This window comes from Paenibacillus sp. JGP012 (genome assembly GCF_014203995.1).
In the GTDB taxonomy this organism is placed as follows: domain Bacteria; phylum Bacillota; class Bacilli; order Paenibacillales; family Paenibacillaceae; genus Paenibacillus; species Paenibacillus silvae.
Genome location: NZ_JACHKG010000002.1, coordinates 108844 through 135354, shown reverse-complemented (window position 1 = coordinate 135354; position 26511 = coordinate 108844). Strand labels below are relative to the sequence as shown.

The window sequence follows — 26511 nt, the reverse complement described above, 5'->3', positions numbered from 1 at the left end:
GCGGTTATGCAATCAGATTGCAATGGGAACTTCTAACGATCTCAGGAAACGCTATTCGGGCTATATTATGCATCTTTATTTTCTAACGAATTCAGGAAAGCTTATTCAGTGAAATTCATGTGAAAAAGAGCGTTTATCGTGGATTTTCAGCGAAATAAGGTTTCTGGAGATCGTTACAATTATAGAAGCCCTTATATTCGCCAAATAAGCTCATCTGAGATCGTTACAGTATACAAGATTTCCGGAGTGCTTCAAATTTGCGATTTCAGCCTTCATAAGCAGCCACTAACCGATATAGAGGGCGTTCGATACATCATTATAGAGGTCCACAGATCTACCCATCTACGGATGACCAATAAACCTGACACACGGATACACTGGTAATGCACTGCTACACTGGCTAATACACCAATATAGAGGATTGATATAACCCTGCAATGTGAAGCCTTTTTATTTACCACCCTTCATTACTTGCACATAGGGTATAATAAGGCGAGTATACGGTACATGTACGGAGCAATACTTATAAGTAAAATCATGGGTATGTGGTATAGGCCAACGTCACATGAGTACACTGTCCGCATCCCAAACTATAACGCAAAAGAGGTAAACGATGATTAAACCGCATTTTAAAGATTACGGCTTGAGTGATGAAATTGTGAGAGCACTGGACAGTCTGGGCTATGAGCAGCCTACCGAGGTTCAGACACAGGTTATTCCTGTTGCACTGGAGAAGCAGGATATGGTCGTTAAATCCCAGACAGGCAGTGGCAAAACAGCCGCATATGGCATCCCGCTCTGTGAGCTGGTTGACTGGAACGAAAATAAACCTCAGGCCCTGATCTTGACGCCTACACGAGAGCTGGCCTTGCAGGTTAATGAAGATATCACGAACATCGGACGTTTTAAACGCATTAAAGCAACCGCGCTGTACGGACAATCCCCTTTTCACATTCAGAAAGCCGAGCTGAAACAACGAACCCACGTTGCCGTTGGTACACCGGGCCGGGTTCTCGATCATATTGAACGGGGCACGCTGCCGCTGGAGCGCATCGCTTATCTGGTCATCGACGAAGCCGATGAGATGCTAAACATGGGCTTTATCGAGACGGTACAGGCCATAATTCAGGCGCTGCCGCAGGAACGCACAACGATGCTGTTCTCCGCAACGTTCCCGGAAGATGTAGCCAAGCTGTCCCGTCAGTATATGAACACCCCTGTAGAGATTGAGATCAAAGCCAGTGGACTCACCACAGCCACGATTGAGCATGCCGTGATTCATACATCGGAAGTGAATAAAACCGCTCTGCTGCAGGACTTGTTTATTATGGAAAACCCGGATAGCTGCATCGTATTCTGCCGTACGCAGGAGAATGTGGATAAGCTGTTCCGGGTCATGGCTGACCTGGACTACCCGGTGGACCGCATTCATGGCGGTATGGAGCAGGATGAACGGATTGAAGTCATGAACGCCTTCCGGCGTGGACAATTCCGCTATCTGGTGGCAACCGATGTAGCCGCGCGGGGTATTGATATTACGAATATCACTCACGTGATCAACTACGATATTCCGCTGGAAAAAGAAAGCTACGTGCACCGTACAGGCCGTACGGGTCGCGCAGGGCAAACCGGCAGAGCCTTCACGCTGGTGACACCGAAGGATGGCAGACGTCTTGCCGAGATTGAAGCCTATATCGGATTTGAGATTCCTGTGGTAGAGGCCCCTTCCGAAGAAGAGGTGGATCGCCATAGGGAAGCCTTTGAGCAGCGGCTTCGAATTGTACCCGAACGCAAAAAGGACAAGCGTGAGCAGCTGAACCAGCAGATTATGAAGCTGAACTTCAACGGCGGCAAGAAGAAAAAGCTGCGGGCTGTTGATTTTGTAGGCACAATTGCCAAGATTGAAGGCGTCAGCGCAGACGATATCGGCATCATTACCATCATGGATAACGTGACCGATGTCGAGATTCTCAACGGTAAAGGTTCACTCGTACTGGAAGTCATGCAGCGCACCACGGTCAAGGGCAAGCAATTGAAGGTGCGTAAAGGCCGCAAATAGACAGAGCATACCGAGTAGCGGTTGCCATCATCCAGTTACAAAGCAAGGGATAGCAGGCCCGCAGTGGTCCGTTATCCCTTATCTGCTCTTTTCGTTGAGCATATTATCAGAAAAATCCCCTCCTCCATTATCATGGAGTCAGAGGGGATTTTGTGCTGTCACAGCTATTAAAAAAAGGTCTTTTACATAGAACAGGTAATTGTCTTTTCGCTGTGCACAATTACATGTTATAAGTGTGATCCCCCGCTGGCATCAAGACACTGCCCGGTAACCCAGCGGCTGTCCGCCGAAGCAAGAAATGCAGCTACATCTGCGATATCCTCCGGCTCTCCCCAGCGGTTCAGGACAGACAATCCTGCTGCAAACGCCTGTCCTTGCGAGTTCGTGAGTGTTCCTGCATTCATCTCGGTATTAATAATGCCCGGCTGGATTGCATTGACTGTAATCTGGCGGCTTCCCAGCTCTTTCGCCAGCAGCTTCGTGAAGGTATCCACCGCTCCCTTCGTCATACTATAGGCAAACACGCCTGGAGAAGCCACTCGTGTAACAAAAGAAGAAATATTAATGATTCGCCCTCCATCCCGCAGGCGCGGGACTGCCTGCTGCGTTACAAACAGGGGAGCTTTGACATTTATGTTCATCACTTCTTCGAAGGAAGCCTCTGTCGTCTGCTCCAGATCGAGAATCTGCCCGATCCCCGCGTTATTTACCAGAATGTCCAGCCTGTCGTCTCGTCCATGCTTCTGAACAGCATCATCAACCTTGGCAAATAATGCATGAATGCCACCCAGCGTGCTTAGATCAGCTCCAATGGCTTGGGCCTGTCCACCATGATCCGTAATATGCCGCACAACCTGCTCCGCTTCGGCTTGCCGCGTCCCGAAGTGCACAAGCACATACGCGCCCTCCTGTGCCAGACGGATTGCAATACTGCGCCCAATGCCTCTACTCGCTCCTGTTACCAGGGCCAGTTGTCCTTCCAGTCTTCCGCACGTCTCGTTCATAACGTAATCCCCCCTACTGAATAAGTAGCACCCTTCACGGGCACAGGACAGTTATATCATGAGACGACATACGCAATGTTGCTCTCATATTCGGCACGAACACTTCGCTCAGCATATATAGATCATATCCGTATATCCTCTGAGTGGAGTTGGAGTTCCTGCCGAATCCGATCGGCTTCAGTCACTTTAATGACCACTGCGGGCGTATATCGCTGCGTTATGAGGTCATAGGGCAATTCAGAGTCTGATGCGGACTGCAGCTGGAACAATTGAAAGAAATACAGACTGCTCGGTTGATGTGAGTCTCTATGTCTGGGTGGCACCTCATAGGTCAAGTAAGGGAATTGGGATAAATCCGGCATTGATTCTTTTGGAATAGCTTTGTCGGCATCGGTACCCCCAACCAGGCGGTTCCACCGGGGATCATCGATCATATCTTCAAGCAGGTTATAACGGGTTGAAGGCATTTTTGTATTTTCAAGGATCAAAGGGGTTGCATCCACCGTATTCGTCTTCGCGTATCCATATACATATATCTCCTGGCTCGGATCCAGGCTTCCATCCGTTCGATACAAGCTGGCATAGAATAAAGCATGCAGCGGAGATGTTGTCAGCTCCAGCAGGTTCGTTGACTGGCCCTCCTGATGACACCAGGCCAGTACATTCTCCTGTTCCCATACACCCGCTTTATCCACCATATCGTGCATATAATCATTGACGACATCGACATAGTATTGCGGGTTATCGCGTAGTAACCGAGAGAATGTGTGGCGCAATAAACAGGAATTCTGACAGGCAAAACGCCTGTTTTCTCCACGAAAATAATACCCATCCTTCCCGTAAGGGAGCCTCTCGATCGTTGCTAAGTAGTCCTCTAATGAATTTACCTCACACCATAAGGGATTCGACATAACAACCAGCCCTCCCGCACCCTGTACCAGATTTATTTTGAAATAAAAACATTCTAACAGATGTATACGCCATCCGATCTACCTTGGCTTCATTTCCGTTTCATTTGCATTCGGGCCCTCGCTCTTGCTGCTCTTGCCTTGTGGTTTGCTGCTTTGTTCATCTCTCATCGAAATGTTCACTTGCCAAAGATTGTAAATCAATTACAATATAAATGAAAGCGCTATTATTTATTCCTATTCTCTGTGGAGGTGTACGTAATGGGGAAACGAAAGACGGTCTGGCTTCTGGTTTTCGCGCTCGCATTCACCTTGTACGGCCTGCATCCTGAACGAGCAGGTGCGGCAAGTGTGACAATTACCAATGGCACCGATTGGCTTGATACGGCAGGCAATCCCATTCACGCAAACAGCGGTAACATGCTGCAGGTTGGCTCCACGTATTATCTGTATGGCGAACATGCGGTAGGCGGCAAATTTGACAGCGTCAATGTCTACACCTCAACCGATTTGAAAAATTGGACCTTCAGCAACGCTATTCTGACCAAAGACTCCGCCACCGAACTGGCCTCCAGCAAGATTGAACGCCCCAAAGTGATCTATAATGCCTCAACCGGACAATATGTGCTATGGGCACATTATGAGAATGGCTCAGATTATAACCTCGGCCGCGTAGCGGTCGCGACAAGCAGTACACCCAACGGCAAATTCACGTATGAGGGCAGCTTCCGCCCGCTCGATTATGAGTCTAGGGACATGACAGTTTTTGTGGACACAGACGGCACGGGTTATCTGGTTACAGCCTCCCGTAAAAATGGCGGGGCTAATGATACGATGGCTATTTTCAAAATGAATGCAAGCTATACGGGGATACAGTCGTTTGAAGGATGGCTGTTCGAGAATGCCTACCGTGAAGCCCCTGCCGTTGTGAAAAAAGGAAACCGCTACTACCTCTTTACCTCCCAGGCTGCCGGCTGGTATCCGAATCAGGGTGCATACGCCACGGCCACATCCATGACCGGGCCTTGGACTGCGCTCACTCCTTACGGCAACCCGTCGGCCTTTGGCTCCCAGATTCATGACATCGCCACGATTCAGGGCAGCAGCACAACCTCCTATATTTATATGGCTGATCGCTGGAATCCGATGAATCTCGGCGAGCATAAACACATCTGGCTGCCGCTCACGCTGAATGACGCAAATGGAACAGCTTCGCTGGAATGGTATACGGCGTGGAATATAGATGCAGCAACGGGACAGGTCACACTACCTGTGCTCGTCAACCATGCTCAAGGTAAAACGGCTTCGGCCAGCTCCACTGCCTCAGGCTCGTCTCCTTCGCTCGTCAATGACGGAAATTATCAGACCTCATGGGTGGCTTCCTCCAACAGTTGGCCTGCATGGTGGCAGGTCGATTTTGGAGCACCGAAGACGATAACCGAGATCGACATTTCGTGGTTTATGTATAAAGGCTCCGAGGGGTATTACAAATACAAAATCGAAATTAGCAACGATGGTATAAACTACTCTACGCTAGATCGCACCAATAACCTGACATATGGTTTCACCACGGATGCGGTGCATTTCACGGCCCGCTACGTACGGATCAATATGGTCAATGCTGTCTTGTGGAACAATCCCGGCAACTGGTACACCCCAACGCTGCATGAAGTCAAAATGCTGGGTCCATCGAACCCTGAAGCCACAGGCTACAGTCAGTTTGTTTCACACAATGTACCGGATCGCATGATCCGTCACGCCAATTATGTCGCTCGTATTGATGCCAATGTCTCCCCTGCGCTTGACGCTCAGTTCCGTGTTGTACCAGGCCTTGCCAGCTCAAGCGGCATTTCATTAGAGTCCATCAACTATCCGGGATATTTCCTGAAACGGAACACAAGTAACAAAATTGTACTCGAAGCCTTCACAAACACCACAGCATATAAGGGTGATGCCACATTCCTGATTGGCCCCGGCTGGGCCGACAGCAGCAAAGTCTCCCTGCAATCCTTCAGCCAGCCCGGATATTACATCCGGCATTATGATTATGTACTGCAGCTGGATACCGTGAGCGCTGCCAGCACTGCTACAGTGAAAGGCGATGCTACATTTGCACGTATGAATTACTAGATGAATCAATTTTAATCGTAGCTGCACAGCCGTGATTCAGCATCTCTTCAGGCTCACCCTGCATCTGAATAAGTTGCAGAGTGAGCCTGGTTCATGAGAGGGTTCGCATCATGGGAATCCTTCACCCCATTCTCCTACCTCTCGATTGCATGATTAGAGAATTGAAACACGAGCTTGGGTCCATCTTCACAGCCTGTTTCCGCAACGTTCTCTTCATACACGCCTTGAGTATAATTGGATACTGTCTTGCGCCAGAAATGCTGACCTACTTTGTTTTTCTCCGCTTCATTGGTGAATATCACCCATTTGCCCTGAAACCTCTCAAAGATTGCTACCGCCGCCTGCTCTGCAAGCCCCAACCCGCGGAATGGCTGCAGCAGGAAAAATTCATGCATGAAATAATCAACATCCTGCCGGCAATAAGGCGGCGTTGCGACAAAGGCAAACCCCGCAGGCATACCCGATACCGTCATAAGAAAAGGATAGAGACGTTCCGGGTCTCCCCACCATATGTTTTGCACATCGTACTGATCCTGCAGTGTCCTGTACTCTGAGCCGACTTCAAATATGCCATGCTCGTTCGGCCTGTGTCCTTCTTGTAATCCGTAATGACCGGACAGGTCGTGCAGGTATAACGGGTACATGTTTTTGATGATATAAGCCTGCTTCTGATCCGTTAGTTCAACTTGAATGTTCACTGGGTTCACCCTTTCCGCTTAGCTTTGCAGCACCAAGCTGCTCCGCATGTGCATCACTTGCTCGTGACTCTATTGTAAGGTGTGCTTCTGTAGACGAATATGGAACATTCTTTTGTTAATCATTTTCTCCATGCCAAAAAGCCACAGCCGATTGCTCGAATGTGACTTGAATAGGGATCGTTTGTTCATCAGTTTTCACGGTTTTTCCTGCAGTACACAATCTTTTTGATGCTGTCGACGGATAAGCAAAATCGCGCTGCCAGCTGGTCGATTGTCTCGCCCTGCGTATAACGGTTACACATCTCGCGGTTGCGTTCCCGTATCCATTCGCGGCTGCCCGAACGCTCTCCCCACTTGATACGTGCTTCCTTGGGCTTGGGAATATAGATCAATCCACCGGGAAACCGGCGCTGAATTTCCTTGATCAAAGCCTCGGGAAGGACGGCATCGGCATTTGTATATTTCACATTGCTCCACTCCTTAAAAAATTTCTTTAAGGCAGCAGAGTCGTGCGAGAAACTTCAGACGTTATCCGTTCAAGTCAATTATGGCGGTAAAATCATTCCGGCTCTATGCAAACAACCGCCGTTGTTCCTCGCATGGACTCTGCACAGAGCAAGCGGTTAAACCTGTTATGAATCGACTCATGGTAGCCCCCCTTTCAAAATTATATGTTCTAGTTGGAGTGTCGATCTCCTCTATTCTTGCCTGTACTGTATCACACTTTGCTCCAGCATGCTGCGAACCTGCTCCTGCAATGCTGGCGGAGATATCACCTTCACCTCGGGTCCATATGAAAGCAGTCTGCGTGCTGTAAAAGAAAACTCCGAACGCGGCACAAGCCCGCGCCATTCCTGATCGACCACCGCTCTGAACAACACATCCGATGCAGCCATTCTGGCCCCGAATGCTGTGAAGCGCAGCACGACCTCTTCGCCTGCTCTATTCTCTGTCTGCTTCAGCCACGCCTTCAATGCAGGCACCGAATCATCCGTCTGATCCAGCACGGTAAGCTCACTTATTCGGTCAACACGGTATAACAGTACTCGATCTTTATTCCGTGCAGGCATGTACCAGTATCCTTGCTCATAATAAATGCCGAGGGGATACACATTCACCCTCTTCCATCCACTGCGAGCGTGATACATAAACGTAATGGCCCGTTTCTCGGAAGCGGCTGTTAATAGCTCTGATGTCAAGGCATTCATATGTTCGCCGGGATGCTGAATGAATGCAATGTGATCCCTCATGCCTGTGATCCGTTCCTGCACATCGGCAGGAAGTGTGGAGAAATACTGCTCTGCCAGATGCTCGCGGACTGAACCGTATGGAAAATCCGGCACCTGCTCCAAATATTCCAGCATCATAAACAGCCCCAGCGCTTCCTGCTGATTCAGCTGTAAAGGCGGCAAAATGCGGTTGGGCAGCACCCGGTATCCACCGTTAGCACCCACCTCGGTGTACAGCGGGAAGCCAAGCGCCTGTAATGCATCCAGATCACGCTGAATGGTACGCACCGACACCTCGAACCGCTCTGCCAGTTCACGTGCTGTGAACTTCTGTCTGGAATCCATAAGGCGCATCATCGACAGCCTGCGTTGGTTCATCCTATCGCCATCCTAACTACGCCAAACTTTGTCATAGATGGATTGTAGCATAGAGAAACGGCCCATTCCATTATTATTTGACACTCCCACCCCTAAAGGGGCAAGGTCACTAAAGTGACTGGGATTCTTAGCTAGCTTAACGTCCTCATTTCATTTCTGCTTTGGACAGATGCTAAGATCAGGGTATGCCATTACCCCTCCTAAGACAGTGCATATAGCATCTTAGGCTGATTGACTGTTACCGCCAATCACAGTTGCGTAGCGAATATTCATCGCCCCAACGATATCACGATGTTTCTTGAATCCACATGGGCACGTATATCTTCGATCTTGTGCCTTGTTCTTTTTTGAACATTCCGGGCAGGTTTGACTTGTATAAGCAGGGTTCACATATTCTACTTTGATCCCTGCCATATTGGCTTTGTATTCAATGAATTGTGCCAAACGGTAGAATGACCATGTGTGTAGATTCTTTTCGTTTTTACGACTTGTTCTTGTCGTCTGCCTCATATTCGTTAGTTGCTCTAAGCGAATGACAGAAATCTTATTCTCGACTGCGAAATGAACGATTTCGCGACTCACTTTGTGGTCTTTGTCTTTCATCCATCGTTGTTCTTTATCATCTAACTTGCGAATAGCGTTCACTTTCTTTTGTTTTCCTAGCTTTTTACGAGCACTACGAAACTTCCGTTTCTTGTATTTGTTTTCTCGCCCATTCCCAAAGAAGCGAGCTTGACCATCATCTGTGATGGCTACAGCAGGAACTTTCAGCCCTAAATCAACGCCCAAAATCCGCATACCCGTTTTTTCAGTTGTTGGCAGGGTGACAGCAATTTGGGCTACCCACTTCCCTGAGCTTTTCGTGACACGGAGCGTACCCCGTTTGTGCTTCAAAAGGTCAACGTTTCGATGGTCCCTGCCGATGAACAATGCTCGAATTTTTACACGCCTCGATTTTCCCTCTACCAGGAATGGAATGGAAATGTGCGTGAAGTCAAACGAATAGTTTTGGTTATTCCATACGCAAATCGGTTTCTTGAGGGTCGGTATGATGGCGTATTTACTTTTCTTCACTTTGGTAGAGAACACGCTATTCGCATCTTTAATCGCTTGATTTTTTACTGCACTTGGTAGATGAGCAGGAACGTCTTTTGTTGTCTTCTTCAACCTTTTCTTTTCTTCTGCCATCTCGGCCACGAGTGCATTCACAACTCGGATATATTCATGACTACTTTGTTGCAATAGTCGGATCTGCTCTTTTGTCGGCAGCAGCTTGACCTTAACCGTTAGGGTCTGAGACATAGGCTTCACCCCCTTGTCTTTTGTTGTTCAACATAACGCTTGATGGTTTCACTGGATACATGTCCAGCGGTAGAAACAAAATAGGAACGTGTCCACAAACTGGGCAAATGCTGAAGGTGTGGAAACTCCTCTCGTAGTTTTTTGGATGTGACTCCTTTTATTTTTGCCATGATATCCGCAGGGCTTAATGTTGGAAGTGCATGGAGAAACAGATGTGTATGGTCTTTGTCGCACTCCATGGAAACAATCTCCATTTTAAGCTCTGCACATACCTCATGCACCAATTCCTTGAAGCGCTGTTCTACCTCTGATTTGAGAAATATCTTTCTCCTGTATCGTGGGCAGAACACAAAATGATAGTTCAACAAAGATACGGTTGTGTTTGTTCTTCTATATTCGTCCATGTCTATATTGTATCAGTTTAATATATGAATTGAAACAAGCGAATAAAAAATAAAGAACACAGATTGGATACTTGAAGCATCACAATAGTGATACTCCGTATCCGCCCTCACTTTTATCCCACGTCTAAAAAAGTGGGCTTTCTCGTTCGGGGATTCTGTAAAACTTCAGTGGACAGACAGGGGAGATACTTTTGAAAAGCAGAGTAACGGCATTTAGAGGTTCCAAGCACTTTCAGTTGAAACATGTCACGGATCATGTCATCGCAGCCATTGCAATTCCGGGTACGGGCTCTCTAAATAATGCAGCGATCAGCGATCTGGGTGATACTACCATCGTCGTTGATACCTTCCTGACCCTTCAGGCCGCATCCGATCTGAAAGAAGCCGCCATATACCTTACAGGCAAACCCGTATCCTATGTTGTTAATACCCTTTGGCACAGTGACCATATTTCCGGAAATCAAGTATTCCTGCCTGAAGCGAGAATCATTTTGACAACAGCTTCGCATGAGATTATGGACACTTTTTCCAGACAGAGGTTAAGTCAATATCAGGAAAATATCGAGCAGATGGTCATTCATGGGAGAAGTAGCTGTGTGCAGCTGCTTACTTTTGGCGGGGGACATACACAAAGTGACGTTATCGTGTATATTCCTGAAGAAAAACTAGTGGTTACAGGCGATTTGGTGCTCTCCAAGCATCACCCGGTTCTGACAAATGCCAATCCGCAGGAATGGCTGCATATACTGGAGCAGATCGAACAGCTCGGGATTGAGACCATCGTGCCCGGACACGGGAATATCTGCTCTCTGCGGGAGCTTCGCGAAGTGAAGGATTATATTTCCGACATACTTGGTTTGGTGGCAAAAGCTATGCAGAACAAGCAGCATATTGATTCACTCGAAGTACCGGACAAATATCAGGGATGGTCCTTTACAACCTACTTCAAATCCAATTTAACCAAGGTTCAGACCCTGATTTCGGCGTATGAGGATGAACAATAACCTGAGAAAATGAATTAAGAAAGAAAATGTAATCCCCACGGTTATTTAAGTATTGAATAAATTCCCATTACAGGGTATGTTTTAGATAGCTTAGCGATAAGCAAGTTCCTTACACGAAGGGAGAGGTTTTTAATGGCAGCTACTACTAATATGGTTATGGTGGTTTGGTCTTAAAACTGAATAGCGGGCATTTCTGAAAAAGCGGGATAGATCCCGGCTTCTTTGTTATGCCATCCAAAGTAACCTTTCGTGAACATTGCTGTTTGAAGATACGATCAAGGTCGTATCTTTTTTGCGTCCTGATGCCGCAGAACAGCAGCTTCTTCAGAGGCTGCTTGTTTGCGGCATTTTTGCGTCCAAAAAACAACTTTAAAGGAGCTAAAACAATACAAATGATTAATTTGAAAGCCTATGGCTATATAGAAACAGAAAAGATTCCTGATGGATTGTTACCCGGCAGAATTACCGAGATTCAGCGGGAGCGCTTTACGGTCATGACCGAGCAAGGCGAAGTCACCGCCGTACTGAAGGGCTCATTTTATCATCATGCAGCTGTGCGCGCAGAATTCCCGTGTGTTGGCGATTTTGTACTGCTGTACTACAGCGATGCAGGTGATTCCCTGATCGTTAAGGTGCTTCCCCGTCGTTCCAAGTTCTCGCGTGCAGATTATGCGGGTCATGCTGCCGGTTATGCCAAAACGATATTGGAGCAGGTTGTCGCATCCAATTTTGATACAGTCTTTATTTTGTCTTCGCTGAACGGTGATCTGAACGTGAATCGTATGCTGCGGTACCTGACACAAGCCAGGCAGAGCGGCGGTACACCCGTCATTATTTTAACCAAAGCAGACTTGATTACAAATGTTCAACCCATGCTTGCCGAATTGAAGAGACGCATCTCCGGTGTACCTGTTCACGTTATCAGCAGCCACACCCGTATGGGAATGAGCGAGCTTCATCCTTATCTGACACCTGGGCAAACGGTTGTTTTTCTCGGGATGTCCGGTGTGGGAAAATCCTCACTGCTTAATGCTTTAATGGAGCAGGATGTTATGAAGGTTCAAGCCATCCGAGAGCAGGACAGCCGGGGGAGACATACCACAACCCATCGGCAGCTATTCATGCTTCCCTCCGGGGCAATGGTAATGGATACCCCTGGGATGCGGGAGCTGGGACTCTTTCATGCCGAGGAGGGCATTCGTGCAAGCTTTGCCGATGTTGAAGAGCTGTTTGCACAATGCCGATTCACCGATTGCCGCCATCAGACCGAGCCGGGCTGTGCAGTACTTGCCGCAATAAATGACGGTTCACTGTCAAGCGAACGTTGGGAGAGTTATGTTTCCCAGCAGCAGGAGAGCAGGTTTGTGCAGCATAGAACAAGCTACCTCATCGACAAAAGAGCAAAAGACAAAACAAACGCCATGTGGAATAAACAAAAGAAGAAAAACGGAGGCTGGAAAAAATGAATATAACAATGAACACGTTACATCAAGCGCTGTCCAACTACTTCAAGAAGGAGATTGTCGGAGCAGACACTTCTACCGTCAAACTGCATGGCGGAACTGTCGGCAATGTCAGTCTCGTAACGGGAACAGCCGAAACAGCTGATGGTCAAAAGCTGCCGTACCAGGTCGTGTTGAAAATTTCTTCTAAATGGGAGCGTTACAATGACCCGAATTCCTGGCGCCGCGAATATGATCTCTATCAATCTGGGCTCGAAACCACTTTCACGGACACCCTGCGCTGGCCTACCTGTTACCACGCTGAGATGAATGCCGAAGAAACGGAATTTCAGCTCTGGCTGGAATATATTGATGGGGTGTCCGGTTTAGAGCTGTCGGGGGATATGTATGAGCAGGCCGCACTGGAGCTGGGACGTTATCAAGGCAAGCTGTATGCGGAACAGCCGGAAATTCTACAGCGTCTGGACAATCTTAGCCATGCTAATCTGATGAAAAATACGTATCTGCATTATCGTTCATGGCCTCTCGTCTATGATTACATCCGTTCCGAAGAGTGTGATTTCCCGCCTCATATACGGCAGATGCTTATAAACATTGATGAGAACTCGGACGCCATCTTCTCCCGGATCGAACAGCTGCCTCTTGTGCTAAACCATCGGGATTTCTGGGTGACCAATATCTTCTATGCAGACGGGAAAATAAATCTAATCGACTGGGACACCTCAGGTTGGGGTTATTTCGGAGAAGATCTGGCCAGCCTGATTGCAGATGAAGCCGATATGGATCATATGGTGGAATATTACCAGCGCTGTGTGCCTGCATACTACAAAGGCTTTGCAGCCTATGCAGAGGCACCGCCATTAGAAGAGCACTGTGTGTATGAGATGATTCTGATCGTATTTGGATACAGAATGGTAGAGAATTATCTTCATGCCGATTCTGATGAGGAAAAGAAACAGCAGGTCCGGATACTCCAGAAAATCTATGAGATAAAAGGAAGGCCGCTGCACGGATAAGCCGGACGCCACAGGCGATGAGCCCGCCTAAGCTTGACTAAACCGGAGCATGTATCTATTCCTGAAAAAAAGCATTCCAACCGTCATGACCATGATCATCGGCTTCTATCCTTAACATGTCTTATCTTGGACGCACTTCATATAACTACGACATGTTTTGTCATAGTTCAGGTGTATGCTGTAGCTATCAAAAGGAAGGGAGCGATGAATCATGACGGCTTCAAAAACAATTCTATACATTGCTATTAGTCTGGATGGTTATATTGCACGCCTCGATGGCTCCGTAGATTGGCTGTTTGATGTCGAAGGGGATGGAGGAGATAACGGCTACGCCGCTTTCTATCAAACGATTGGTAGTGTAGTCATGGGGCGTTCCACATATGAGGAGGTACTGACCTTGTCCGAGGATTTCCTTTATGCGGATCGTTCGACATATGTGCTCTCCCGCTCGGAGCAGCCCCCTGCACCACATGTACAGTTCACAGCCGAGAGCCTGGAAACACTCATTCCCCGTCTGAAACAGACCTCGGAGGGAGATGTATGGATTGTCGGTGGGGGCTTGCTTGTTCAGGCAGTGATGGAGGCACATCTGCTGGATGAAATAGAGGTAGCCGTGATCCCGAAGGTGCTGGGTGAAGGCATCCCGTTATTCCCCAAAGGCACCGTACCTACGCTGCTGAAAATGATACGTACCCAAACCCTTGGACAGATCGTATCCATTCGTTACGAGGTACAGCCTGACAAGGCAGCAGGTACACCAGCAGACGAATCTACTCGTTAGAAAATAAACCAAAGACCGCGCGGCAATCTGCTGTGCGGTCTTTGTGTATATTGCATCGTCATGAAACAGGGCTTCACGGGCTGGAAGCTGTGTGGTTGTTGGCTATGCTACTTGAATTTTCGTGTTGTAGCCGCAATTTATTTCAAAATCTTACGAATATACGCCGTCAGAACCTCTGCCGCCCTGCGATGGGATAGCTCACCCGGATGTGTTCTCGCCCCCATCGTCTCTTCCGTTGTATCCGGAAGCTGTATAATCGAAACAAGGCGATCCCCGGTTTGCTTGCTATATCCGTCCACGGCACGATAAATAGCTGGAAGCAGGGAGGCCCCAAGCATGCCATAAGCCCAGACAATATGCGCTTGCGGGTTATTTTTTCGCAGCTTGGTCAGGAACTGCTGCACCGCTCGCTCGAACTTGGCAAGGTCCGCTTCATGATAAGTTCCATCCTCGTTCAAACGCTGCTTATGCACCTGCCCGGTGACGGGATCGGTCCATGCCGGAGACTGGAATGCACCATCATCGTTGCTGCCCAGATTAACCACAACGACATCCGGCGGCCAGGTGCTGAAATCATGAGGTTCAAGCGCACCAAGCTGCTCGTTCCGTTCACCGTTCAGCAGGCCGCACACCTGTTCATAATACGCAGGAATATTACCTTGCGGGTTGTTATCCCAGCTGCTCAGCACTCCCCAGCCGCTTTGAGAGATGACACGATACTCTGCATTCAAAGCCTCAGCGGTCATAAATGTATAATTGTGCAGCGCACTGAACCACATCGGCACCCAGTCTTCCTCCGTCTTCGCACCTATTGCACCCTCGCCTGAAGTAATGCTATCACCAATAAACTCGATTCGATAAGGCTTCTCCTCCACAGGCAGCATCGCCCCATCCGTTCGCACCGCATGAAATTGTAAAAGACAGTCCGGGTCTGCGCTCATCGCTTGTACATCCTTGATGATGCGCACATTTTTCACTACATCAGGGTTCATCCCGCGAAAAATGCAGAGCCAGCCTCTGCCTGAGGTTAACATCTGCCGACTGACCGGAACACCGTTAACTACAATGCTGATCCAGGGCTCCAGGTGATCATATGCCGACTCGACCTCCACCCACAATTCTGCCCCCCGCACGTTAAGCTCCACCGCACTTCCCGTCCAAAACAGAGTTACAGGGGTGCGATTAACATTTGTTCTGCCATGGATTTTGAGATGAGCAAGGTCTGATATCGCAATGGTCTGTAACTCCTCATTGGTATGCTTAGTCATATGTATCCTCCTGTTCTGATTAAAACGTTATATCCTCACCGAGATTACCCCACCTAGACGCTGGGCCTTGACCTGACAACCGCTATGTTACTCGGAACGGGGCATGTCCTGTGTCCGCATAAAGAAGCTGGGTTGGTTTACGTAAACGCGGGCTGCACGCCAGCTTGAATACGGCTCGCTTCCCGCCCTGTTCCACGCCCGCCAAAGATACATCAATCCAGAGCGGCACCAGCGGCACATGCCAGCAGAGCAGCTCTACTGCCTCTTCTACAGTGAAATGACGATCCGCGACATTCTCCGCGGCGAGCACCACCAGCCGCATCATCTCATCTGCACCATTCAGGGATTTGTCCGGCTCGGGCACAGGCTCAATGAGCAGTTGAATGTCTTCAAATTGCAGCTGATCCCGCGTTCGAATCTCTTCCAGTGCCTGCAACAGATTTGTTCGGAAAATCCCTTTATCCATCTGGGTTATTCGCTCCATAGACGACGCCCTCCCTGGCAGTTGATGCGTACGATGACAGTTCTGATGAATCCATTCTAATATGTATTACGCACAACAGCAAAAATCCCCTGCAAGCAAGCTGTCCAAGAGCATCAGTTCAGATGCACTCGTTCACGACTCACCCGGAGGGGATAAATCCTATGATCTGTTTTTGAATCAGCAGCAGCCTGAATCGCAAGTATCCTGGACACCCTGTAGCATGCTTCAGCTCACCACATCATCATCCACGATCACGATCGAAAGTGTCATCGACATCGGCCTCCTTCATTAGATTGACTTCGGGAATCATAACGCTGAATGTAGTCCCCTGCCCAACTGGAGCGGACTCCACCTGAATACGTCCTTCCAGAGATTGAATGATATCACGTACATGCGACAGGCCAATACCTGTGGCAGCAATGCCAACTTCATCAAACTTGGTCGTATAACCGGGCTCAAAAATCACCCCGCGCTTCGCTTCAGGTATTCCTTTTCCCGAATCAGTCACGACAAAATGAACTTCCTTGCCCTGTTCAAACACCTGCACCCGAATCAGACCATCCTGCTCTATGGCCTCAACTGCGTTGGCCAGCAGGTTATTCAGCACCGTGAGTAGTGGAATGTAATACGGCGATTCTCCTTCGTACTGCTGCTCAATCTCAATCTTCACCCGCTTGTGCAGCATCTCGCTGTACTTCCGATTCGCCTTGCCTGCAAAATTCAGCACTTCCGACAGACTCATATTCACGGTCTTCTCATTGTCATAGAGCTTCAGCAGTCCCGCCAGAATACGCTGGGAATCCTTCTTCACCTCATGAATCTGCTGTGCGATGCCTAGGGTACGCTGACTGTACTCGCTCATGTCCTGCTCCCGCAGATCACGATACAGCTCATAGCTGTTGGCCGTAATGCCTTCAATCGTGTCCATCGCTTTCTTCAGGTAGAACACCTCGCCGTACAACCCCGAGTTCACACTTAACATCTGCTCCATACGCTTCTCCTGCTCGGCATGCAAAAGCCTGATCTGCCTTACGGCAAAGCTGTTATACAGCCCTATTACAAAGTAACTTCGCAGCCCGCCTACAACAAACAGATACAGCCATTCACGCATATAAAATATATTGCTCCCGCTCAGCACACCCCGCACAAACAACTCCACCAGATTCGAGGAAAAATCCAGACCGGTGATGATGCCCCCCAGCAGGAGCGGGGGAATTTCATGGAATCGGTGCTTGAGCCTGCTCAGCCCATAAGCAAATACCACATAATACAAACCTGCCCCCAGATTATCCCGCATGCTCTCCAGCAATGATACAGTATGCACATGATGAATCAGATCAGCAGACTGAAACGCAAAGCTTGCAAGACCCGTCAGAATCCCTGTTTTGATATAAGACAAGTGGGGCATAATCATCAGCAAAAATAAAAAAATACTGACCCCGAGTCCGATCCGGAAATAATCCTCCCGAAAGGGATTAATCTTGAACTGCGCTCCTACAGCGGTAGCCAAAGCAACAGCTGCCATCTGCACATTTTCATTTTTGACCCAATTACGCATCGTCTTCTCCACCTACTATTACAGCGTTTCATAACACACACCACCGAAGCCATGCTTCTGATGTTAAATATACTAACATATGAAAGAGGCATTAGAAATGATTAAAATCCAGAAAACCTGTTATGTATGTGAGTTGAACTAAAAATTTTACACAAACCACTCCGATGACAGAACAACCTTCCAATCACTGTTATCCCCAGATTTTTTTCGATTCCCTTTTCTAAAAGGGAAAATCCGGTGAACAGCGTATGCTTCCGATGTAGCTTTCTTGCAGAAAGCTTTCAGGCGACCGCTTCGCTTTTTCAGGTTTTTTCTGTCCTCTCCGTTCACGTGTAAACGAATAGTTCAGCTTATATAACACTCAGACAGCACAAAAAGGCTGGAAGTTTGACTTCAACAGCCTGTGCCTTCGGTATGTCCTGTCCTCAGGTTATCCGTATAATCGCTCGAACATACACCGCTAATGCACTTCCCCGTCTGGGATATCAAAGGAAACCATCGTGCCCTCACCCAGCTCGCTCACGATGGTTAATCCGCGACCATAGCGCTGAAGTAATCTGCGGTTTGTGTTGGCGATGCCGATCCCGCCTTTGCTGTTCCACGAAGCTTCCTTCAGGGCAGCGACCTGCTCAGGCGACATGCCTTTGCCGTTATCTTTTACTTCAATCCGGGTGTACCCCTGCCCCCGGCCGATGGTCAAACAGATCGTTCCTCCGGCATGGCGGCTTAATAAACCATGTTTGACTGCATTCTCCACCAGTGGCTGAATAGACAGAGGAGGCAAGCGCAGCTCGAGATCAGGCTCAATATCCAGAATGACAGACAGACGGTCTTCAAAACGTGTTTTCTCGATAAACAGGTATGCCTCCACAAGCTCCAGCTCGTAGGACAAATTCACCAGCTCCCCGGTATTAAGGTAGTTAAAGCTGATGCGAAGGTACGAGGAAAAGGCTTCACCAAGCTTGCGCATATGCTCTGTATCTATATCACTAAGCACCATCAGTGAATTGAGCGTATTAAACAGAAAATGAGGCTGAATCTGCGCCTGCAAATAGGCCGCTTCCATCCGCAGTCGATCCTGAATGGACTTGTTCAGCATCGTCAAAGCACGTATGCGATACTTGAGTTCCACGGCATCCACCGGTTTCGTAATATAATCATTGGCCCCGGATGCAAACCCGGTATAAATGTCTGGCGGCTGACTTCGTGCCGTGAGCAGCAGCACGGGAAGCTCTGACATGGAATATTGCTCCCGCACCTTCCGGGTCAACTCGTATCCTGACATGTAAGGCATCATTACATCGGTAATCAATAAATCCCACTGACGTGTATTTAATAATTCCAGTGCTTCCTGCCCTGAACGAGCGGTGGTGATCAGGCAGGGCTCATTAGAAAGAATGCTGACCAGCACCTCCAGGTTAACCGGATCATCATCCACAGCGAGTATGAATGACTTGCCTTCCGGCAAAAGAGATGGCACATCCTCCGCAGCCGCGAATTCTGTGCGTTCTGAAACAGCATGCTGTAATAAAAATGCGTTCAACGTCTCCTCTGTCATGTCGGCAGTGCCTTCATCCCACCCGGCAGAACGCTGTGATCTCAGCTGAGACGCAGCCTCAGCTACAGCTGATTGAGCCAGCGGCAGATCAAAGCTGAACACTGAGCCTTCACCTGGCACAGAACGAACGGACAGTGAGCCGCCATGCAGCTCAACAAGCTGTTTGCAGATATTTAATCCGAGCCCGATGCCTTGACTATCCCGCTCATCATAAGCACCCTGTTCATAGGGAAGGAAAATCCGTTCTTGCGTTGCCGCGTCCATGCCTGTACCTGTATCAGCAACATGAATGAGCGCATGACCATCACGAAGCTCGGCACTTACCGTAATGGTACCTTCGTCGGTATGTTTGAGCGCGTTATGCAGCAGATTATACATAATCTGCACAAGCCGCTTCTCATCCGCCAGCACTTGAGGAAAGCTATCCTCAATATGCATCTGAAGCTGCACTGATTTTCGTTCAATCATATATCCCAGCATCGTCATGATGCCAGGTACAGCAGACTGTACGGATACAGCAGAGCACTGCAGTGTAATACGATGCTCCTTCAACCTTACAACATCCAGCAGATCGCCGAGCAGATGAGACATTCGCCGCCCAATGGTAATCAGCAGCTCCATGTCCTCGAGACTGCGAGCATCCAGTGTATTCTTCTCACGGTTAACGACATTATGAGCAATGTTGATGATTCCGTGCAGCGGTGTTCGCAGTTCATGAGACGTGTTCGCCAAAAACTGATCTTTGATCTTGTCTCCCTTCTGCAGCTCCCGGTTCAGCTCCATATTCTCGTGTGCATTTCTGAAATACTTCTTGAACCAATAGGCCGAAAATCCGGTAATCGCAAACACGATATCAATGGGGTAATACACGGTTGTGCCGTTAGTAGCATTTTCGACAGAGCTCCAGAACAGATTGGAAAGAATACCTCCTGCCGTTAAAAGCAGGAAGAGGATATCCCGATCCTCCTGCTTGCGGAAAATCATTGATCCGATAATATAAAGCAGCCACAGCCCGGTTACCAGGAAGAAAACACTAATCAGCTTGTAATGAAGCATCATGTACAATATGTGGATCGGGATCGCAGAAATAACAATAATATAAGCAATAAGGACTGCTCCATACCACTGGAGCCATCGATGATGCCCCTGTATTCCGGCCAGCCTTTGAAACAGCAGAACGATACAGGCATTTTGCAGCAGTAAACAGATGAGCCGAATTTTGATCCCCCAGGTATAGTTGATCGGGAACCAGATCATTAACACGTTGTCATGACCAGCTATTACTCCGATGCCAACAGATAAGGTCAGTATGCCAGCAACCAATAAGGAGCGCTCTTGCGGATTGAAGGAATACAAAATGAAAGCATACATGCCATGCAGCAGCAGTACCAGAAAGATGGCCAATTGAAAACCGATGGAGTACCAATGAACATAATCAACCGCATCTTGAGAACCAAACCGGATTGACTTCGTGATGCCACCGTTGTATGGACTATCATAATTAGCCACACGAACAAGCACTTCAATAACTGTCGTGCCCTCCTGATCAAAAACCGGCGTAAACGGGATATTATGTGGCACATAGGTGTTTGCATCTGCCGACACTTTGCCTCTGACGGAAACCGTCTCTCCGTTGATTTCAATCTCGGATGAACTGCTGATGCTTTTGAACCAGAAGGCTACCGGTTCCTGAAGCGGATCGATCAGAATACGCAATCGGTATGTAGCATAACCGAGCGAATCCCCCCCGTCTGGTTGGAGTACATTCCTCCAATCACCAGGGACCTGCACGATACTTCCTTTTGCCTTCTCATTCTGATCTGCAAGCTGCCGGCTCGACAGCAGTTCCTTCGGATACAGCTCCCATTCCCCGTTCAAATACATGACCGGCATCTGCTGAAGATCCATGCCTCGCAAGTCCATAACCCCATTCACAGCCTGATGCTCATCCACGGTTGGGAAAAACTGCGTCCACATCCACCGCATGCCAAACAGTGCTGCAAAAATAACGAGCATAATCCATATGTAGTAGAAGCGCCTGAGCACTCCTTTGTTCTTTTTGTTCATCGCGTATGTTGTCCTGCCTTCGTGATTCCTCGTTTCCAATCATGATACCAATGTTGAACCTCTTCACTTATCGGAATACCCAGTTCCTGCTCCATTCTGCTCGTTAACAGCCGGTATTGTTCCTCAACACCAAGTTTGTGATCCATCTCGTCGTACAGCTTCATGAGCATAAAATAGCTTTCTTCATCGTCAGGCAGCATCTGTTGAATCTGCTGTATGTTCTCTACTGCCCGGTCCTTCTGGCCTTGCTTGAGATAATGCAGATTCAGCTGCCTCATATGGTACAACCACAGATAACGTAATCTTTCACGCTCAGGTTCGGCCCACATGTAGTCGTAACGCCCAAGATATGTGCCCTTGTACCGATAAACTGCCTGTTCATATGCCTGAACTGCTTCGGGCTTTACTTCTCTCCAGGCTTTCATCTCCCGCTCCCATTGCTCACTATCCAGCAGAGCATCTCCCAATTCAAGCTTGTAACCGGCTTCAAGATGGGCACTTTGAATGCTAATCATATCCATGCCGCAGGTCTTCAAGGTCTGACGTACATGATACATCGTCGTATAGAGCTGATGTGCCGTCTTCTCTTCTTCTGCCCCTGGCCACAGCAAATCCAGCAACGCACTGCGATGAATCACCTGATTCCGATGATGCAGCAGATAAGCAAACAATTCCTGTGCCTTGCTGGTACGCCACTTGGCGACTTGTGGCTCCTTGCCCGGCAGTTTAAAGCTTATCTGACTAAAGCAGCAGATTAAGGGAACTTCTGTCTCCATCATTCGCTGCTCACGCCGCAGAGCGAGCTTCTCCCGCACACGCTGCAGCGTCTGCTTGAGCCGTTCCTTCTGCACAGGTTTCATTACGTAGTCTAACGCCTGAAGTTCAAAGGCATGAACTGCATATTGATCGTAGCTTGTGACAAAAATAATTTCAGTCCCCGGCACGGCCTTCTGTATCTGCCGGCCCAGGTCCATTCCATCTATTTCTGGCATGTGGATATCCAGAAAGACCACATCCGGCCGATGCAGCAGCACACCTGCTGTCACCTCTGTCGGATTCATATAGCTGGCAACAATCTGAATGCCGCTAACTTCTTTCTCTAACAACTTTTGCAATCCGATCAATGCAAGACGTTCATCATCCACCAATATGACCTTCACAGGAGCTTCCTCCCCGACCCGGAGGTCTCAATTTTATTTTCACTATTATATCATAGGCTTTCCGAAATATGGTTCCTGTTTCCACTTTTTAATTTTTCACAATTTAATTGTATAATGGATATAGCAACAGGCCAAAGACCTGTTCATAAAGAAAGGAAGATCACATATGTCAGATGTTAATCAAAGTTTTGGAAAAGCCCTTGTAAATGCCCTGATCGGGGAGCGGGGACATATCCGTATTGCCAAGGCTTTGCCCGATATTGATGTAGAGCTTGCGGGACGTACACATGAGACGATGCCATATACCATCTATCAACTGGTAAAACATATGCACTACTGGCAGCAGTTCATGCTGGAGCACGTAGAGGGACGCAAACCGCAAATGCCAACCAGTGTGAGCGAGAGCTGGCCTACGGAAACAGGACCGCAGGATGATGATGCTTGGCAGGAGGATATCCGGGCTTTCCTGAGCGGCATTGATCTGGCAGTCTCGATTGCAGAGACGGCGCAGCTGAATGATCCACTGCCCCATTTCCCGGGAGAAACCAAGGGTGGATTACTGCGTAACATTGCTTCCCACAACTCATATCATTTAGGTGAAATTGTACTGCTTCGCCGGTTTTACGGCGCATGGCCGCCTCCAGGCGGCGGATATCCTGCATAAACCGGCATATAAATCGAGCAGGCAGGAAGCTTCTCAGACCGGGTAAACTCGATAAATTAAGGTTTGCACTCATCGAGTGCAGGTTGTTACGGAGTGCCCACATAAATGCTGTGCAAGCAAGAAGCCGCAAAGGATGTAATCCTAGCGGCTTCTTGTTTGATATAGATTATTTTGTGAAAAGCCCATCGACGGGTTACTGATCTAGCTCTTGCATACCGCTCTAGATCAAAGCCAGTGACTGAGAACTACTCCGGCCGCATTAGTCCATGAATAAAGGTCTCAAAGTTGGGTGCGAGCGGGGTAATGCGGCGCTCTGCCTTGTCTACATAGACCACCTCTGGTTCACCATCATTGCCAGAGGAACGGTAATCCAGCATAACAACCCCTGCTTCCGATGGCGCCTTGGCAATGATTACACCAATTTCAGGATAACGATCACGCTCAATAACGACCCAGCTGCCATCTGCACCGCACAGGGAATGACGCTTCTCGCGGCCAATGCCCATTATCCCCTCAATTTCTACATATCCGGTTTCTCCAGACGCTTCGTCGGTCACAGGGAAAAAGCGGTTGTATGGAATACCGCCGTTATGTTCCTTCATCATCTCAATGTAAGAGGCTGGCAGGCGGAATACAAGCTGCTCCTCTACGGATTCAATCAATTCGTCACTTGGTAAATCAGACACATACTGCTCCAATGCCAGCTCGCTGTCATTCCAGAATTCACCGGATAAAGGTACTGGATCGGAAGAAACAACTGGTACCGATGCGATCGTCGCACGCGGCTCTTCAGCGCTTCCTTCTACCAACTCGCCATCCTGTTCCCCAGCTTCGAGGTTGCCCTCGTGCTCATCTTCATCCTGCTCGTCCCGGTTACGAATCCACTCCAGAAACTCCAGCGTATCTTCATCCCCGGGCTCCAGCTCATCGGAGCGCTCGAACGCCTGCTCTGCCTTGTCATACTGCTCCAAATAATAGTAGGCCAGTCCAATTCGATACTGCCAAAGCGGATCATCCGCGCCCTCGTCCGCAACGGTCAGAAACTGCTCTACGGCTTCCTCATATCGTTCCAGATTGTTCAGTGCCCGGCCCAAATGATTCACCAGCTCATAATCTCTCTCTTCCGCAGGAATCTCCTGCACTGCATCTACAATTTTCTCGTATTCATCCTCTTCATGCCAGGCTTCCAGTTGCTCCAACAGCTCTTCGTTCATCATTGTGCCTCCGTTCTTTCATCTCATCATTATGTATTGAAAATTATACCACTATACAGAACTGCTTCTCCAGCGAAGAAGGAATTTGAAGCTTTGAGCAGTGAATATCAAAAAGCAGCCCGACCATGTATAACACACCGTCAGACTGCCCTGATCCCTATTTATTTTCGATATTACATGCAGTACTCTCTCTGATCTTTAATTCAGCAACTCCACACAATCATAAACCCATCCTGCGCTTAACCAGTTCCCCAGATCGCTGGAGCCGCTGATTGGTGTAATGGTAATCGTATTCGCGCCGTTGTTCAGATCAGATGCCGGAATGTTCCAGCTAAACGTAGTATTATTGCCCCGGTAGGTACCAATCGTGAAGCTGCGTGAGTTCGGCTGTGCGGAAGGAGAAGGATTGCTTAATGTTCGCCCGTTAATAGTTACACTTGGTCTGCCATTATTATAAGCCGCAGTAATGCCAATGTTCAGTACATGAGAGGAGGATGCCTGGGCAGCATTCAGATTGAATTGAATTGTTGTCGGTGAGTTCTGACCCCGAAACTGAATAGCCGGGAAACGATTCGTTGCACTGCCCGGAGTGTACATCACAGGCCCCCAGCTTGGATTGCGGCTGTCCGAAGGATGACGAATCGGAATTGTCTGCCCATTCAGGAATTCCCGCGGTGTCCCGTCCCAGTTCCCAATGCGCCAAATGCTGGAGGCCTTGCTTGGATCATTGGTGATCGTGCGGGTGTTCACGGTTGTTGTTTGTCCCGCATTGACGTTCACGTTTTCCGTGTATACGGCAAGTTCACCTTTATATACCGTCATGGTATACGTTCCTGGAATCATGCTATACTTGGCGGCTGCCCCGGTGGAAGAAGCATTCGTCCAATACTGGGCGTTGCTGTTGGCGAAACCGATAGTATAAGCATACCCTGTCTCCATGCCAGAAAGTCCGTTCAGAACCACATTGCCCCGGCTTGCTACCCAGCCTTGCAGATTCAAGCCCGACATCCAGCTGAAATCCGGTACGGCAGGAGTTCCCCCGGTTGTAAATATGAGCGCATAAGGACCGTGCAGACCGAGACGCCAGTTCTCGGTCTGTGCATGTCCCGAGTTCATATAGTTGTAGACTTCTGTTTCAGAACCACTCTGGAACTGAATATCACGAAAGAAGGGACCGCCAGAGCTTTTCTCCCGAATGCCGTAAGCCATAAACACCCCCACTCCATTGCCGGTAACGCCTCGAACAGACAGGTCTTTAGCCTGATCATTGCCGTAGTATTTGGATGCCGTCTGCCCATTCGCGAATCCAAACACATCCTGACTTTCGATTGCTCCGGTGTTGCCCCGATTGTTCGAATTCGCTGGAACACCTGTCAGAACACTTCCATTGCCGCGGAAAATATAACGAAGCTCTCCGATGGACGGCTGTGCCGTAATATGAGTTGCCATATAAATGATATTTTCGCCGCCGCGCGAAGCATAATAATGCGTAAGTGTGCTGGTGGACACGGTGATTAGCACCGTTGAGCCCGAGGGTGACTTATTCCACGTCACATTCGCTGAGGACCCTAACCCTGAGCCAATGTGTGATCCTCTATTGCTGTTCAGCTCGGTTCCATTCATCTTGGCCGAGATGATATCACCATTCGTTTTATTGACCACATACACCAGTCCCGATCCTGTATTTACCTCAATTCGGGAGCCATTGTCAGTAACCTGAATGGTGGCCGCATGGCTCGTGGAGGCAGGGAAAACAAAAACAGAGGCAGTCATGACAATGAACAGCAGCATACTCATTCCTTTTTTAACAATACGTCCAGTCACGTAACGATCCCTCCTAAATATATTCAATTTATAAAGCGCTTACATTTTGATGTATACTCAAACTTTCCACGGTGACTTTCAATCTTTTTCTCACCCTCTTCCCACCTGAATTTCTAATCTAAACATCTAAAATCACACCAATATAATACCATTATATTACATATTTTTACAACAACAATGTCATGCTCAACTTTCTTATTGAGAGCCGTGCCCTGTTACTTGGTTTCCATTACGAGTTTATACTTATCAAAAATCCAACCATTCCGGATATGTTCAGCAGCCTTCCTGCTAATCCGCACCGAGGGGTTTTGTAGGTACAATGCACCTGACTCAGTCAC

Annotated in this window: 21 protein-coding genes; 7 read left to right on the top strand and 14 right to left on the bottom strand. The window is 48.4% G+C overall.

What is annotated here, in order from left to right; genetic code table 11:
• Window positions 1-613: 613 nt before the first annotated feature.
• Entirely contained in the window at window positions 614-2059 is a 1446-nt protein-coding gene (locus HNR77_RS03080; protein WP_184180669.1) for a DEAD/DEAH box helicase, read from the top strand.
• A gap of 227 nt (window positions 2060-2286) precedes the next feature.
• Here HNR77_RS03080 and HNR77_RS03075 read toward each other — a convergent pair whose 3' ends face one another.
• Window positions 2287-3063 carry an SDR family oxidoreductase gene (locus tag HNR77_RS03075; protein WP_184180667.1) on the bottom strand — a complete coding sequence of 259 codons (777 nt, stop codon included), beginning with the start codon at window positions 3061-3063 and terminating at the stop codon, window positions 2287-2289.
• A gap of 122 nt (window positions 3064-3185) precedes the next feature.
• Window positions 3186-3839: a hypothetical protein gene (locus HNR77_RS03070; protein WP_221443669.1), complete on the bottom strand. Its 654-nt coding sequence runs from the start codon at window positions 3837-3839 to the stop codon at window positions 3186-3188.
• A gap of 393 nt (window positions 3840-4232) precedes the next feature.
• Here HNR77_RS03070 and HNR77_RS03065 point away from each other — a divergent pair, with 393 nt between their 5' ends.
• A complete protein-coding gene (locus HNR77_RS03065; protein ID WP_184180664.1) occupies window positions 4233-6101 on the top strand; it encodes an AbfB domain-containing protein in 1869 nt (622 codons plus the stop codon).
• Between the two features lie 134 nt (window positions 6102-6235).
• Here the strand turns inward: HNR77_RS03065 and HNR77_RS03060 are convergent, their stop codons facing one another.
• The 5 genes from HNR77_RS03060 to tnpA all read right to left on the bottom strand — a co-directional run bounded on the left by HNR77_RS03060 (window position 6236) and on the right by tnpA (window position 10112).
• Entirely contained in the window at window positions 6236-6799 is a 564-nt protein-coding gene (locus HNR77_RS03060) for a hypothetical protein (RefSeq protein WP_184180662.1), read from the bottom strand.
• Between the two features lie 188 nt (window positions 6800-6987).
• Window positions 6988-7266, bottom strand: a complete 279-nt coding sequence (locus HNR77_RS03055) for a CD3324 family protein (RefSeq protein WP_184180660.1) — start codon at window positions 7264-7266, stop codon at window positions 6988-6990.
• A gap of 231 nt (window positions 7267-7497) precedes the next feature.
• Window positions 7498-8406, bottom strand: coding sequence for a helix-turn-helix transcriptional regulator (locus HNR77_RS03050; RefSeq protein WP_184180658.1), 909 nt, complete (start codon window positions 8404-8406; stop codon window positions 7498-7500).
• Window positions 8407-8628: 222 nt separating this feature from the next.
• On the bottom strand, window positions 8629-9708 hold the full coding sequence (locus HNR77_RS03045) for an RNA-guided endonuclease InsQ/TnpB family protein (protein ID WP_184180656.1): 1080 nt from the start codon (window positions 9706-9708) through the stop codon (window positions 8629-8631).
• Window positions 9709-9713: 5 nt separating this feature from the next.
• Window positions 9714-10112, bottom strand: a complete 399-nt coding sequence (gene tnpA, locus HNR77_RS03040; RefSeq protein WP_184180653.1) for an IS200/IS605 family transposase — start codon at window positions 10110-10112, stop codon at window positions 9714-9716.
• Between the two features lie 191 nt (window positions 10113-10303).
• On the opposite strand from tnpA, the gene HNR77_RS03035 reads away from it, so the two are divergent.
• From HNR77_RS03035 to HNR77_RS03020, 4 genes are all read left to right on the top strand, one after another.
• Entirely contained in the window at window positions 10304-11116 is an 813-nt protein-coding gene (locus HNR77_RS03035; protein ID WP_184180652.1) for an MBL fold metallo-hydrolase, read from the top strand.
• Between the two features lie 392 nt (window positions 11117-11508).
• Window positions 11509-12582 (top strand): ribosome small subunit-dependent GTPase A, encoded by a 1074-nt coding sequence (gene rsgA / locus HNR77_RS03030; RefSeq protein ID WP_184180650.1) that lies wholly within the window; start codon window positions 11509-11511, stop codon window positions 12580-12582.
• A complete protein-coding gene (locus HNR77_RS03025; RefSeq protein ID WP_184180647.1) occupies window positions 12579-13595 on the top strand; it encodes a phosphotransferase in 1017 nt (338 codons plus the stop codon). Before rsgA ends, HNR77_RS03025 begins: the two co-directional genes overlap by 4 nt.
• 211 nt (window positions 13596-13806) lie before the next feature.
• Window positions 13807-14376, top strand: coding sequence for a dihydrofolate reductase family protein (locus HNR77_RS03020; RefSeq protein WP_184180645.1), 570 nt, complete (start codon window positions 13807-13809; stop codon window positions 14374-14376).
• A gap of 137 nt (window positions 14377-14513) precedes the next feature.
• On the opposite strand, the gene HNR77_RS03015 is transcribed toward HNR77_RS03020, so the two are convergent.
• From HNR77_RS03015 to HNR77_RS02995, 5 genes are all read right to left on the bottom strand, one after another.
• Window positions 14514-15644, bottom strand: coding sequence for an SGNH/GDSL hydrolase family protein (locus HNR77_RS03015; RefSeq protein ID WP_184180643.1), 1131 nt, complete (start codon window positions 15642-15644; stop codon window positions 14514-14516).
• 82 nt (window positions 15645-15726) lie between these two features.
• Complete coding sequence (locus HNR77_RS03010) at window positions 15727-16128, bottom strand: hypothetical protein (RefSeq protein ID WP_184181327.1); 402 nt, start codon at window positions 16126-16128, stop codon at window positions 15727-15729.
• Window positions 16129-16369: 241 nt separating this feature from the next.
• Window positions 16370-17686, bottom strand: a complete 1317-nt coding sequence (locus tag HNR77_RS03005) for a sensor histidine kinase (protein WP_184180641.1) — start codon at window positions 17684-17686, stop codon at window positions 16370-16372.
• Window positions 17687-18146: 460 nt separating this feature from the next.
• Window positions 18147-21311 carry a hybrid sensor histidine kinase/response regulator gene (locus tag HNR77_RS03000; RefSeq protein WP_184180639.1) on the bottom strand — a complete coding sequence of 1055 codons (3165 nt, stop codon included), beginning with the start codon at window positions 21309-21311 and terminating at the stop codon, window positions 18147-18149.
• Window positions 21308-22471, bottom strand: coding sequence for a response regulator (locus tag HNR77_RS02995; RefSeq protein ID WP_184180637.1), 1164 nt, complete (start codon window positions 22469-22471; stop codon window positions 21308-21310). The genes HNR77_RS03000 and HNR77_RS02995 overlap by 4 nt, the downstream gene beginning before the upstream one ends.
• Before the next feature lie 166 nt (window positions 22472-22637).
• Here HNR77_RS02995 and HNR77_RS02990 point away from each other — a divergent pair, with 166 nt between their 5' ends.
• Window positions 22638-23135, top strand: a complete 498-nt coding sequence (locus HNR77_RS02990; RefSeq protein ID WP_184180635.1) for a DinB family protein — start codon at window positions 22638-22640, stop codon at window positions 23133-23135.
• 245 nt (window positions 23136-23380) lie between these two features.
• Here HNR77_RS02990 and HNR77_RS02985 read toward each other — a convergent pair whose 3' ends face one another.
• Both HNR77_RS02985 and HNR77_RS02980 read right to left on the bottom strand, forming a co-directional pair.
• The gene (locus HNR77_RS02985; RefSeq protein WP_184180632.1) at window positions 23381-24349 is read right to left on the bottom strand and encodes an SMI1/KNR4 family protein; all 969 of its coding nucleotides are present in this window, start codon (window positions 24347-24349) and stop codon (window positions 23381-23383) included.
• Window positions 24350-24547: 198 nt separating this feature from the next.
• A complete protein-coding gene (locus tag HNR77_RS02980) occupies window positions 24548-26173 on the bottom strand; it encodes a rhamnogalacturonan lyase B N-terminal domain-containing protein (protein WP_184180630.1) in 1626 nt (541 codons plus the stop codon).
• Between the last annotated feature and the right edge of the window lie 338 nt (window positions 26174-26511).

Bases quoted from the DNA above. Each gene is read 5' to 3' on its own strand.
- HNR77_RS03080 (WP_184180669.1), top strand. From the start codon at position 614: ATGATTAAACCGCATTTTAAAGATTACGGCTTGAGTGATGAAATTGTG.
- HNR77_RS03075 (WP_184180667.1), bottom strand. From the start codon at position 3,063: ATGAACGAGACGTGCGGAAGACTGGAAGGACAACTGGCCCTGGTAACA.
- HNR77_RS03065 (WP_184180664.1), top strand. From the start codon at position 4,233: ATGGGGAAACGAAAGACGGTCTGGCTTCTGGTTTTCGCGCTCGCATTC.
- HNR77_RS03050 (WP_184180658.1), bottom strand. From the start codon at position 8,406: ATGAACCAACGCAGGCTGTCGATGATGCGCCTTATGGATTCCAGACAG.
- HNR77_RS03045 (WP_184180656.1), bottom strand. From the start codon at position 9,708: ATGTCTCAGACCCTAACGGTTAAGGTCAAGCTGCTGCCGACAAAAGAG.
- tnpA (WP_184180653.1), bottom strand. From the start codon at position 10,112: ATGGACGAATATAGAAGAACAAACACAACCGTATCTTTGTTGAACTAT.
- rsgA (WP_184180650.1), top strand. From the start codon at position 11,509: ATGATTAATTTGAAAGCCTATGGCTATATAGAAACAGAAAAGATTCCT.
- HNR77_RS03025 (WP_184180647.1), top strand. From the start codon at position 12,579: ATGAATATAACAATGAACACGTTACATCAAGCGCTGTCCAACTACTTC.
- HNR77_RS03020 (WP_184180645.1), top strand. From the start codon at position 13,807: ATGACGGCTTCAAAAACAATTCTATACATTGCTATTAGTCTGGATGGT.
- HNR77_RS03015 (WP_184180643.1), bottom strand. From the start codon at position 15,644: ATGACTAAGCATACCAATGAGGAGTTACAGACCATTGCGATATCAGAC.
- HNR77_RS03010 (WP_184181327.1), bottom strand. From the start codon at position 16,128: ATGGAGCGAATAACCCAGATGGATAAAGGGATTTTCCGAACAAATCTG.
- HNR77_RS03005 (WP_184180641.1), bottom strand. From the start codon at position 17,686: ATGCGTAATTGGGTCAAAAATGAAAATGTGCAGATGGCAGCTGTTGCT.
- HNR77_RS03000 (WP_184180639.1), bottom strand. From the start codon at position 21,311: ATGAACAAAAAGAACAAAGGAGTGCTCAGGCGCTTCTACTACATATGG.
- HNR77_RS02990 (WP_184180635.1), top strand. From the start codon at position 22,638: ATGTCAGATGTTAATCAAAGTTTTGGAAAAGCCCTTGTAAATGCCCTG.
- HNR77_RS02985 (WP_184180632.1), bottom strand. From the start codon at position 24,349: ATGAACGAAGAGCTGTTGGAGCAACTGGAAGCCTGGCATGAAGAGGAT.